The organism is Sulfobacillus sp. TH-112, from assembly GCF_057473405.1.
This window is the reverse complement of sequence record NZ_JBYCKN010000089.1, coordinates 1-10,883: the sequence shown is the minus strand read 5'-3', so window position 1 is coordinate 10,883 and position 10,883 is coordinate 1. Positions and strand designations below refer to the sequence as shown.

Annotated in this window: 11 protein-coding genes and 1 pseudogene; all 12 read left to right on the top strand. The window is 54.6% G+C overall.

Annotated elements, in window-relative coordinates:
- Nucleotides 1-368: pseudogene (locus ACOJWD_RS05900) on the top strand (substrate-binding domain-containing protein); the annotation flags it as partial.
- Nucleotides 365-1,213, top strand: coding sequence for a PstC family ABC transporter permease (locus ACOJWD_RS05895; protein ID WP_486992292.1), 849 nt, complete (start codon nucleotides 365-367; stop codon nucleotides 1,211-1,213). The pseudogene ACOJWD_RS05900 and the gene ACOJWD_RS05895, both read left to right, overlap by 4 nt.
- Nucleotides 1,210-2,010: a PstA family ABC transporter permease gene (locus ACOJWD_RS05890; protein WP_486992291.1), complete on the top strand. Its 801-nt coding sequence runs from the start codon at nucleotides 1,210-1,212 to the stop codon at nucleotides 2,008-2,010. Before ACOJWD_RS05895 ends, ACOJWD_RS05890 begins: the two co-directional genes overlap by 4 nt.
- 15 nt (nucleotides 2,011-2,025) lie before the next feature.
- Nucleotides 2,026-2,796, top strand: a complete 771-nt coding sequence (gene pstB / locus ACOJWD_RS05885) for a phosphate ABC transporter ATP-binding protein PstB (RefSeq protein ID WP_486992290.1) — start codon at nucleotides 2,026-2,028, stop codon at nucleotides 2,794-2,796.
- Nucleotides 2,793-3,449, top strand: a complete 657-nt coding sequence (gene phoU, locus ACOJWD_RS05880) for a phosphate signaling complex protein PhoU (RefSeq protein WP_486992289.1) — start codon at nucleotides 2,793-2,795, stop codon at nucleotides 3,447-3,449. Before pstB ends, phoU begins: the two co-directional genes overlap by 4 nt.
- A gap of 67 nt (nucleotides 3,450-3,516) precedes the next feature.
- Nucleotides 3,517-4,524 (top strand): type I glyceraldehyde-3-phosphate dehydrogenase, encoded by a 1,008-nt coding sequence (gene gap / locus ACOJWD_RS05875; RefSeq protein WP_486992293.1) that lies wholly within the window; start codon nucleotides 3,517-3,519, stop codon nucleotides 4,522-4,524.
- Nucleotides 4,514-5,713 (top strand): phosphoglycerate kinase, encoded by a 1,200-nt coding sequence (locus ACOJWD_RS05870; protein WP_486992288.1) that lies wholly within the window; start codon nucleotides 4,514-4,516, stop codon nucleotides 5,711-5,713. The genes gap and ACOJWD_RS05870 overlap by 11 nt, the downstream gene beginning before the upstream one ends.
- Nucleotides 5,714-5,718: 5 nt before the next feature.
- The gene (gene tpiA, locus ACOJWD_RS05865; protein WP_486992287.1) at nucleotides 5,719-6,486 is read left to right on the top strand and encodes a triose-phosphate isomerase; all 768 of its coding nucleotides are present in this window, start codon (nucleotides 5,719-5,721) and stop codon (nucleotides 6,484-6,486) included.
- Nucleotides 6,483-8,018: a 2,3-bisphosphoglycerate-independent phosphoglycerate mutase gene (gene gpmI / locus ACOJWD_RS05860; protein ID WP_486992286.1), complete on the top strand. Its 1,536-nt coding sequence runs from the start codon at nucleotides 6,483-6,485 to the stop codon at nucleotides 8,016-8,018. The genes tpiA and gpmI overlap by 4 nt, the downstream gene beginning before the upstream one ends.
- Before the next feature lie 3 nt (nucleotides 8,019-8,021).
- Nucleotides 8,022-9,302, top strand: coding sequence for a phosphopyruvate hydratase (eno, locus tag ACOJWD_RS05855; protein WP_486992285.1), 1,281 nt, complete (start codon nucleotides 8,022-8,024; stop codon nucleotides 9,300-9,302).
- Entirely contained in the window at nucleotides 9,286-10,305 is a 1,020-nt protein-coding gene (locus ACOJWD_RS05850; RefSeq protein WP_486992284.1) for an HAD family hydrolase, read from the top strand. Before eno ends, ACOJWD_RS05850 begins: the two co-directional genes overlap by 17 nt.
- 385 nt (nucleotides 10,306-10,690) lie before the next feature.
- The coding region (locus tag ACOJWD_RS05845; protein WP_486992283.1) for a hypothetical protein at nucleotides 10,691-10,883 on the top strand (193 nt) is incomplete at its 3' end.

Sequence of the window (10,883 nt, the reverse complement as noted above, 5' to 3'; positions counted from 1 at the left end):
TTGTGGTAGTGGCGCGGCCAATCTCGTCAGGTGCCTTGTGGGTGGTGAAACAGCACATTTTAGGGAGAGCACCGCTCTCGCCTCACGCCATCATTCAGCTATCCAATGGCGCGGTCTTGGCGGTGGTCCGAGAGACGCCGGGGGCCTTGGGATTTATTGAGAGCGGTACAGTTCCGCGGGCTGTCACGACCTTAGAAATCGGCAAAAACCGCTATCATCGCGGGGCCAATGAGGCGGACTGGCCGTATTATGCTGTTCCCACACTTTTTTATCGCGATGCCGCGTCCCAGACCGTGACCTCTTTAGTCCACTATCTTACGTCTCATCGGGAACGTTCCGAATATGGCATTCTGGAGAAATCCTCATGACATCGGAAGCGCGTTTTGTGAGATGGGTCATGGTGGGAATGGCAACATTGGTCGTTTTAGTGGGATTGGGGATTTTAGCAGCGCTCATTCTAGGGGCATGGAAAGTGGTTGGCGAGCCTTTGGCGATGGCCAACCTTCTGGGGAGTTTTTGGGATCCTCTGAACGGTCATTACGGGTTGGCGCCGTTTGTTCTTGGCACAGTCATTGTGGCGGGATTGTCGTTGTTATTGGCCATCCCCTTAGCGCTAGGGGTGGCTGTCACGCTGGCGCAACCGGCCTCAGCGTCCATCAGGGAGTCGGTGACTCGGGTGATGATGGTGTTTACCGCGGTGCCCTCAGTGGTGTTTGGGTGGTGGGGACTACAAATGGTGGTGCCGTTTGTCAGGCGCCATGTGGGTGGTTCGGGGTTTAGTCTCCTGTCCGCGGCGATTGTGTTGACACTCATGGTGTTGCCGACTCTGAGCTTTTTCTTCTCCCAAGCCCTCTTTCGGGTGCCGCGTCCGTTTCAAGAAGCCTCGTTAGCGCTCGGGGCGAGCGCCGATCAAACCTTGATTCGGGTAACGCTTCCCTGTGCTGCCAAATCCCTAATGCGTGGGCTCATGGTCGGGGTGGCTCGCGCGGTAGGAGAAACCATGGCGGTGCAAATGGTGATTGGGGGCCAGACGGCGCTTCCCCATTCGCTTACAGCACCAGGTGCCACTTTAACCACCCAACTCTTGACCGATATGGCGGTGTTTCCTCCCGGCACCGACGGACACGCGGTACTGGACGTGATGGCGCTGATGCTTTTTTTTGGCATGTATTTGTTAGTGCGGGTGAGCGATCGGCTGGGGATGGGCGTATGAGGTCAGGACGAGCGATTCATCGGATGTTTGCGGTTTTGGCTGCTTGTGCTGCATTCTTGTTGTGTTTAATGATGTTGAGTCTCTTACGGGAAGGGCTTCCCTGGTTGACATGGCGGTTTTTGGTTTCGGGAGCGCCCCAAGGAGGCATTCGTCCGGAAATTTTGAATACCGCTGTGATGATTGGCCTCACCTTACTCTGTACGGTTCCGATCGGGCTCGGCGTGGCCATGTATGTGAGAGAATATGCCAAGCGCGAATCCCGGATTTTACCACAGATGGCGGAGACCTTGCTGAGCACTCCCTCGGTGGTGGTCGCCTTAGTGGTATATCGTGTGGTGGTAGGTTGGTGGCATTGGCCCATTTCCATTCTCACCGGGGTGATCGCATTAATTGTGATTAATTTACCCTTTATGGTAACGGTCTATATTGCATCACTAAAGGGGGTCCCAGAAACATACCGGGAGGCATCTCTGGCTCTCGGGGCCAGTCGATGGCAGACCCTGGTGAAGGTCATGATCCCTGCAGCGCGGGCTTCGCTCATTGAGGGGACAGGCATGGCCGCCGCGCGCTTGGCCGGGGAATCCGCAGCACTCATCTTTACGGCAGGCGTGAATGTCTCACGCCATTGGACTCTTTGGGGTCCCGGGGAAACGCTGGCGGTACACATCTGGTATGTGCGAACCGAAGGAACTGTGGCTCATCGAGATGGGCAAGCTGCGGCCACCGGGGTGGCGCTGATGCTCTTTATTGCGCTGGCACTATGGCTATCGCGGCGGGTGGCGCGTTGGTTTGAATAGAAGGTGGGAATAGACATGGCCCTTGATGTAAAAATGGAAGAACTGTCGGTCTGGTATCATCGCCATTGGGCGCTTAAGAAAGTCTCTCTTGAGGTGAATGATGGTGAAGTGATGGCGCTCATTGGCCCGAGTGGCTGTGGCAAATCGACCTTGCTGCGGAGCGTCAATCGCTTGCTTGATGAAGAGCCGGGCGCTCGTGTGGAGGGGTATGTGCGGGTCGGAGAGCAGTCGGTCTATCATCCTAAGACAGACGTGGCGCACCTGCGTCAGAAGGTGGGGATGGTATTTCAGTCACCGAACCCCTTCCCTTTCAGTATTTTCGATAATGTGGCCTATGGACCGCGACTCCTGCGACGGTCGCATGGTGAGTCCCTACGCCGAGTGGTCGAAACCAGTTTGAAACAAGCCGCCTTATGGGATGAAGTGCGCGGCAAATTGCGACGTCCGGCCCTCCTATTGTCTGGGGGACAGCAGCAGCGGCTGTGCATTGCGCGCGCCCTAGCGATGGATCCCGAGGTGTTATTAATGGATGAGCCCACCGCTTCGCTGGATCCGATTTCGACAGGCAAGATCGAAGAACTTATTACGCAATTGAAAGGACGCTATACCATTCTTTTAGTGACACATAACTTGCGACAGGCGGCGCGAGTTTCCGATACCACGGCATTTTTTGCTGACGGTCAGCTCATTGAGGTGGGCGCGACATCGGCACTGTTCACTGTCCCTCGCGATCCCCGTACCGAGCAATATTTGACAGGACGCTATGAGCCGAGGAATGAGCGATGAGTCGAGAACACTTTCGGGAGCAACTCATTGAATTGGAGCAAGAGATCCTACGCATGGGCGCCGTGGTGGAAGACCAATTGCGTGCTGCGGTAAGAGCCCTCACTGAGAGAAATCGTCTCTTAGCGGCTGAAGTGGTGGAAGAAGATGACCGAGTGGACCAAATGGAAATGGACATTGAACGACACTGTCTCAACTTATTGGCGCTGCAGCAGCCCTTAGCGAGCGATCTGCGCACCGTGTCCACCGCCCTCAAAATTATTACCGACTTAGAACGGATGGCTGATCATGCCACAGATATTGCCAAGGTCACCTTGCGGTTAGGCAACGAAGAGTTTATCAAGCCATTGGTGGATATCCCGGAAATGGCTCGTTTAGCCAGCTCTATGGTGCGGCTGGCACTCAATGCCTATGTGCACCGCAGTACAGACGAAGCCGCGACCATGATTCGCCTCGATGACGATGTGGACCATCTCTATGCCACTATTTTTAGTGATTTAATCAGCCTCATGCAGGATCGTCCGGAGGCGGCCGGCCAAGTGGGGCATCTGTTATTTGTCGCTAACTATATCGAGAGAGTGGCGGACCACGCCACCAACATTGGGGAGTGGGTGATTTTCATGGTGACCGGTGAACGCAAGGAAATGAATCATTAGCTATGGGGATTTGACGAGGTTCGGTACAATGGAACTAGAACTAGATACCGGAAATGGGGGAACCATTATGGTAAGAGTGGGAATAAACGGGTTTGGCAGTATTGGGCGACGATTTTTTCGCATTGCCGAGAACCAGTCCGATTTTGAAATCGTAGCGATTAACAGTATTGGTGATGTGGGCGCCCAAGCGCATCTGTTGAAATATGATAGCAACTACGGGCGGTTTGATGGCACGGTGGAAACACAAGATGAGAATCTGGTGGTGAATGGTCGTACCATCACGTGCTTTGCTGAGAAGGATCCGTCCCAAATTCCGTGGAGAAAGTTGGGCGTGGATATTGTCGTGGAATCCACTGGGATTTTCACCAAGGCCGACAAGGCACGTGGACATCTAGACGCGGGCGCCCAGCGCGTCATCATTTCGGCACCCGCACAAGGTGAAGATATTACCATTGTCCTAGGGGTAAACGACAATCTTTATGATCCCACCAAGCATCACATTATTTCTAATGCGTCCTGTACGACTAACTGTTTGGCGCCTGTCGCTAAGGTATTGCACCAGCGATTTGGCATTCAAAAGGGGCTCATGACCACGGTCCATTCCTATACCAATGACCAGCGCCTCTTAGATCTCGAACATAAAGATCCTCGGCGTTCCCGGGCCGCGGCATCAAACATTATTCCGAGTAGTACCGGAGCGGCTAAGGCGCTACACCTGGTATTGCCCGAATTAAAAGGGAAGCTGAACGGCATGTCTTTGCGGGTGCCCACCCCCGTCGTATCCGTGGTTGACTTGGTCGTCGATACCGAAAAGGCGCTCGATCGTGAGAGTGTCAATGCAGCGTTTGAGGAGGCGGCTCAGGGCGAACTTCAGGGGATTCTCGGTTTTACACTGGAGCCGTTGGTGTCAATGGACTTCAAAGGCGATTCCCACTCCAGTATTGTCGATGGCCAGGAAACCATGACCATGGGCGATCACATGGTGAAGGTGTTGTCTTGGTATGACAACGAATGGGGCTATGCCAATCGCTTGGTGGAATTGACGCAATTGGTGGCGACGCGCGATGCCCAGTGACAAATTTCGCACGATGGATGACCTGCCCCACCTCGCGGGGAAAACGGTATTGGTGCGCGTGGATTTTAACGTTCCGGTAAATGATGCGGGTGAGATGACCGATGATACGCGTATCCGGGGGGCTTTGAATACGCTTAGGGAATTGACCGAGTCCCAGGCCAAAGTGGTGGTGGTAAGCCATCGCGGTCGACCCAAAAAGTGGGGCGACGCTTCGCTTGAAGTGGCGGCAGAGCGATTGCAGGCATTGATGGGGAGCCCGGTTCACTTTGTGGATGATATTCTGGGGGAAAAGGCCGAGCAGGCCATAGAGGCCTTAAAACCCGGCGAGATTTGTATGCTGCAAAATCTTCGCTATGAACCCGGGGAGAAGGCGGGAGATCAGCAGTTTTCCAAACGACTCGCCTCCTACGCGGATTTCTATGTGAATGATGCTTTTGGTACGGCACATCGTGAGGATGCATCATGTGCTGTGGTTCCAAAGTGGCTACCGGGCTATGCTGGGCGGCTCTTGGAACAGGAATTGTCCATACTCTCTCAAGTGGTGGATCATCCCAAGCGGCCATATTGGGCGGTTTTGGGAGGCGCCAAGGTGAGTGACAAGGTGGGGCTCATCGCCGAGTTGATCAAACGGGTGGACGGCATTGTCGTCGGTGGCGGGATGGCCAACACGTTTCTCGCGGCCCAGGGAAAGGACATGGGAGCCTCAAAAGTCGAAGATGAGGCACGAGATCAAGCGCGAGAAATACTTGAATTAGCACGCGGTGCGTCGGTACCCGTGGTATTGCCGGATGCGGTGGTGGCAGCCAAAGGGTTTCATCAAGACGCGCCGCATCGCATCGTGGCTCCCGGTGAACTCGCTCAGAACGAAATGGCGCTGGATGTGGCGCCGTCGGCGGTTGACCGGATGTTGGACTCCTTAAACGATGCCGGCACGGTGCTTTGGAATGGGCCCATGGGCGTGTTTGAATGGCCCGCCTTTCGAGAGGGCACGATGCGTATGGCGAAGGGCCTCGCCGCGCTCAACGCGGATGTGATTGTGGGCGGTGGCGACTCGGCCGCTGCGGTGGCAGAGGCCGGAATTCAGGATCAGTTGACACACGTCTCGACCGGTGGAGGTGCCGCCTTGAAATTTTTAGAGGGGCAGCCCTTACCCGCAGTGGTCGCCTTGAGCCAGTCTCCGAAGGAGTGAACCCGGTGTCGCAACAATCGTTAATGGTAGCGAACTTCAAGATGCATAAATCGGTTCAAGAAACCCATGCTTACGGGCGTGAGTTAGCCCGTCAGGCGGAGCGTTCGTGGCCTCAGGAACAGGTGATTTGCCCCACCTATCCGGCCATCTTTTCGCTGCAGCAAAGCCTGCGATTTACCGAGGTTAAGGTGGGGGCACAGAACTTGGATTTGGGACAAGAAGGTGCCCACACGGGAGCTATCTCGGGTCCACTGTTGCTGGCTGCGGGGGCCTTCTACGTCATTTTAGGGCATTCCGAGCGTCGTCTCTTGGATGGGGAAACGGATGAAGTGGTGCAACAAAAGACCAAAGCCGCTCTTGATGCTGGACTGATTCCCATTGTGTGTGTCGGCGAAAGTTCTGAGGAACGGGTTCGGAAAGAGACCGATGAGGTGATTAGCCGTCAGGTCAGCGCGGTGATGGAGGCGCTCACAAAAGGTCCGGATTGTGCGGTGGTGTTCGCCTATGAACCGCTATGGGCAATCGGTACCGGAATGGTTCCGGAGCCATCTGAAGCGTCAAGGGTAGCTCAACTGATTCACCAATTGTTATCGGCCTCGGCCGGGCACTCCAAGGTGTCGGCGCGTGTGCTCTATGGAGGCTCGGTGAATGCCGAAAATGTGGTGGCCTTTGCAGAAGAGCCTCTGGTCGACGGTGTCTTGGTGGGGGGGGCATCTCTGCATCTTGATGGGTGGATAGCATTAAATCGTCTGTGGGGAGAGGTGAGAGCGTGAAGGGACCTTTAGTATTAATGGTTTTAGACGGTTGGGGGCTGGCGGCACCGTCTTATGTGAATGCCATTACCCGAACCCCTGATCAGCATTATGCGGCATTGCGCGAGCACTACGGATCATCAAAAGTGGCTGCCCACGGCAAAGCGGTGGGACTAATGGCGGAGCAAATGGGAGATTCTAATGTGGGACATTTGACGATTGGAGCCGGTCGCGTGATTCCGCAGAACTTACCGCGCATCGATGATGCCATTGAGACCGGAGAACTCGCGAAAAACGCCACCCTTGTGGAGGCTCTCCAAAAGGCCAAAGGACATTCACTACATATCATGGGGCTTCTTTCGCCCGGGGGCGTCCATAGCCACCAACGGCATCTTCGTGCCCTCATGGCCATGGTGAAGGACGCGGGACTTCGCGACGTCTACTACCATGTTTGGCTTGATGGGCGCGATGTGCCACCGGAGAGTGCCATGAGTTCGCTGGAATTTTTAGCCCAAAGCATCAATGAGGTGGGAGTCGGTCAGGTGGCCTCGATGGCTGGACGATATTACGCGATGGACCGAGATCATCGTTGGGAGCGTATCGAAAAGGCTTATCGAGCTATGGTTCTCGGTGAGGGACATGAGGCTAAAAGTGCCGCGGAAGGGCTAGACCATGCCTACCAGCGCGAAGAGACCGACGAATTTGTGGCCCCCACCGTGATTGTTGATGATGATGGCGAACCGGTGACTACCATCAAAGAGGATGACGTGGTCATTATCTTTAATTTCCGGGCCGACCGGGTACGGCAAATGAGTCGCGCCTTAGCGGATGATCAGTTTGACCATTTTAAACGGCCGATTTCCAAGATTTCGGTGTATGGCATGACCGAGTACGATGAGGAATTTTCTCTACCGCACTTTTTTGATCGACCCAACGTCAATCAGAACCTTGCAGAGTGGTTGTCCTCACAAGGAAAGAGGCAGCTTCATGTGGCAGAAACCGAAAAATATGCCCATGTTACCTTTTTCTTCAATGGCGGACAAGAAGAGGTCTTTCCGGGAGAAGATCGAATCTTGATTGATTCGCCCAAAGTGGCTACCTACGATCTTGAACCTGAAATGAGTGCGACAAAGATTGCGGATGCGGTGGTGCAAGATGTGGAGCAAAAGAAGCACGACTTTATTTTGCTCAATTTTGCCAATGCGGACATGGTGGGTCACACGGGAAAATTAGAACCCACCTTAAAAGCGGTAAAGACCGTCGATGACCAAATTCAGCGCATTTTGCATGCGGTACTCAAGCAAAACGGCGCTCTGGTAATTGTGTCCGATCACGGCAATGCCGAGGTGATGCAAGATGGGGAAGGCCATCCTCACACGAACCACACCACCAATCCCGTGCCTTTGGCTGTTGCAGCAAGCGATGAATGGCTCAAAGGGCGTCATCTAGTGGATGGCGGATTAGCTGATGTGGCGCCTACCGTATTGGATTTGCTGGGGCTGCCGACTCCCGCGCAGATGACGGGTCAATCACTATTGAAAGGAGATGACTAATATATGAGTAGTGCGGTAATTGCGGTACGGGCAAGTGAAATCTTAGACTCGCGAGGGAATCCTACCGTGGCAGTGCGGGTGGTGTTAGACGATGGGGCGGAGGCACTAGCGCGGGTGCCTTCGGGGGCTTCGACCGGAGCCCATGAGGCGGTGGAACTGCGTGATGGTGGTTCACGGTACGGAGGCAAGGGTGTGCATAAAGCGGTAAGCCACGTCAACGACATCATTGCTCCCGCCGTGACGGGATATGACGCGACAGATCAGGGCGCCATTGATCATTTGATGATGGAACTCGATGGTACGTCTCAGAAATCACGTTTGGGTGCCAATGCCATCTTAGGGGTCTCACTGGCCATTGCGCAGGCAGCATCAGCCTCACAGAAACTACCCCTCTATCGCTATCTTGGCGGAGTCCAAGCGGCTCTTTTGCCGGTCCCCTTATTGAATGTGCTTAACGGTGGAGCTCATGCGGATAATAACCTCGACATTCAGGAATTTATGATTGTGCCTGCTGGCGCTGGGAGCTTTAGTGAGGCGATGCAAATGGCCGCAGAAACCTATCACGCCATCAAGGCGCAGCTGACAGCACGGGGATTACGGACTGCGGTGGGCGATGAAGGCGGATTTGCTCCTGACCTGGAGAGTGATGAGGAGGCCTTGGAGATTTTGATGAAAGCGATTGTCGATACCGGGCTTAAGCCGGGCCACGACATCGCACTCGCCCTAGATGTGGCCGCCAATGAAATCTATCATGAGGGACATTATGTGACCCGGGGAAAGAACAAGAATGTGGCTGAGCTAGTGGAGTGGTATCAGACCCTGGTGAAGCAATTCCCCATTATCTCTTTAGAAGATGGCTTGGCGGAAGATGACTGGGAGGGCTGGAAGCATCTTAGCGCATCGTTGGGTGATCGGGTGCAACTGGTCGGCGATGATGTGTTTGTCACCAATCCTACTCGCATTGACCGGGGAATTAGCGACGGGATCGCGAACGCGGTATTAATTAAGTTGAATCAAATTGGCACCGTTAGCGAAACCTTAGACGCGATTCGCATGACACAGCGGGCTGGATGGCAGGCGGTAGTCTCGCATCGCTCCGGAGAAACGGAGGACACCACCATTGCTGACCTTAGTGTGGCGACCAACACGGGACAGATTAAGACCGGGGCGCCCACGCGCTCTGAGCGCGTCGCCAAGTATAACCGCTTGTTATTGATTGAGGCGGAGGACGCGGCGCTGGGATATGCCGGATGGGGGGCATTTAACGTTGAATCTGGAGCTTAGGCAGGTGGCTGAAGGGGTCTATGCGACCTCGCGGGCGGCGATGCAGGTTGAAGTGGCCGACGTGATTGTCTTTGACATGGATGGGGTGCTCATTGATGTCCACCACAGCTATCCGATCGTAATCTCAAAGGCGGTTCAATCATTTTTGCTCGAGCGTGGTTTTAGCGGAGATGCGTTGGCGGTGAGCCCCGAGGAGACAGCCTATTTTAAGGCCGCCGGAGGATTTAATAGCGACTGGGCTTTGGCTCAAGGCATCGCGCTGATCTATCTGGTGAAGGCAGACTTAGCGGGTGCGCGTCTGATCGATGGGCTCCGCACGCTCTCTCCAGAGTTGGCTACCGTGGCCCGTGCTTCTGGTCAGTATGGGGGCGGATTGGTGGGATTGGAGACAGCCCTAGGGCATCTCATTGAACCGCGCGACTATGATCGCGTGTTGGAAGAGTGGGACAAAGTGCGGATTACCCGATTAGCTCAGGAATTTTATGCGGGTGATCGGGCGAATACGGTATTTGGGGTGGCTAATGAGACGGTTCAGGGTGATGGTTTGATGCTGTCAGAGCGTCCGTTGATCCGACGCGAAACATTGCTGGAAGCACCTTTTCGTTATGGTCTCTATACGGGTCGCAATCGTGGAGAGGTGGAAACCGCCTTCACTATGGCGGGGCTCAAGGAAGTTTTCTCAGAAGAGGCCGTTATGACAGAAAGTCGTGGCTTTCGCAAACCCGATCCCGAAGGCCTATTTCGTATCCGTCGGGCGCTCAATCCGCGGCTCATGATTTACGCGGGAGACAATTTGGATGACTGGCAAACGGCGGCGCGTTATGAAACGGAACGACAGATCGATGACCCGCCCTGTGTTTTTTGTGGAGTGCTGGGGGGATCGCCCGGGCCCTTGAGTTATAGTCTCTTTCAAGATCGTGGCGTAGACTTGATGACCAGTAATGTGAATGCGCTGCTCGCCTGGGTGTCGGCGAGAAAAAAGCGGTTGACGATGCCGCAATAGCGGCGGCGATGGGATCCATCGTGATTACCGTTGGGCGCTATTATCCTACGGGATGCGAATTGTGTCCGCCAAAGAGAGCGGTTTGAGCGTCTGTGGGCGCTATATTATCGCCTCCTCCCCCAAGCAGAGGAGCTTTTAGGGCGAGGAGGTTTTTTCCTCTTCGGGTCCTAAGCCAATGGTTATAGTGACGCTAGACCTAGTGGTTTCTCGGGCGTCCTTTGGTAGGGGAGGACGATCGATAGAAACGTGATCGCGATGATCACGGGGATCTTCTGTCTCCATGAATTCTTAGGGGGGCTAAGGAAGTTTTTGGTGTGGGAGGGGGACCGCAGAGAGAGGGACGGGTATTCTTTCGGCGGAACAATATGTAGGAAGGTGGAAGACCATGAAGGCCGCGATTATCAAGGAGAAAGGACAATCTCCGGTGTATGGTGACTATGCTGATCCAGAAGTGCGTGATGGCGCAATCCTCATTGATGTGACAGCGGCTGGGTTGAGTCAATTCAGTCGATCACGCTCGCAAGGAACCCACTATAGTACAGATGCGGTATTTCCCCACATCGCCGGGGCCGAGGGAG

Coding starts and splice junctions, on each gene's coding strand:
- ACOJWD_RS05895 (WP_486992292.1), top strand. CDS start 365: ATGACATCGGAAGCGCGTTTTGTGAGATGGGTCATGGTGGGAATGGCA.
- ACOJWD_RS05890 (WP_486992291.1), top strand. CDS start 1,210: ATGAGGTCAGGACGAGCGATTCATCGGATGTTTGCGGTTTTGGCTGCT.
- pstB (WP_486992290.1), top strand. CDS start 2,026: ATGGCCCTTGATGTAAAAATGGAAGAACTGTCGGTCTGGTATCATCGC.
- phoU (WP_486992289.1), top strand. CDS start 2,793: ATGAGTCGAGAACACTTTCGGGAGCAACTCATTGAATTGGAGCAAGAG.
- gap (WP_486992293.1), top strand. CDS start 3,517: ATGGTAAGAGTGGGAATAAACGGGTTTGGCAGTATTGGGCGACGATTT.
- ACOJWD_RS05870 (WP_486992288.1), top strand. CDS start 4,514: ATGCCCAGTGACAAATTTCGCACGATGGATGACCTGCCCCACCTCGCG.
- eno (WP_486992285.1), top strand. CDS start 8,022: ATGAGTAGTGCGGTAATTGCGGTACGGGCAAGTGAAATCTTAGACTCG.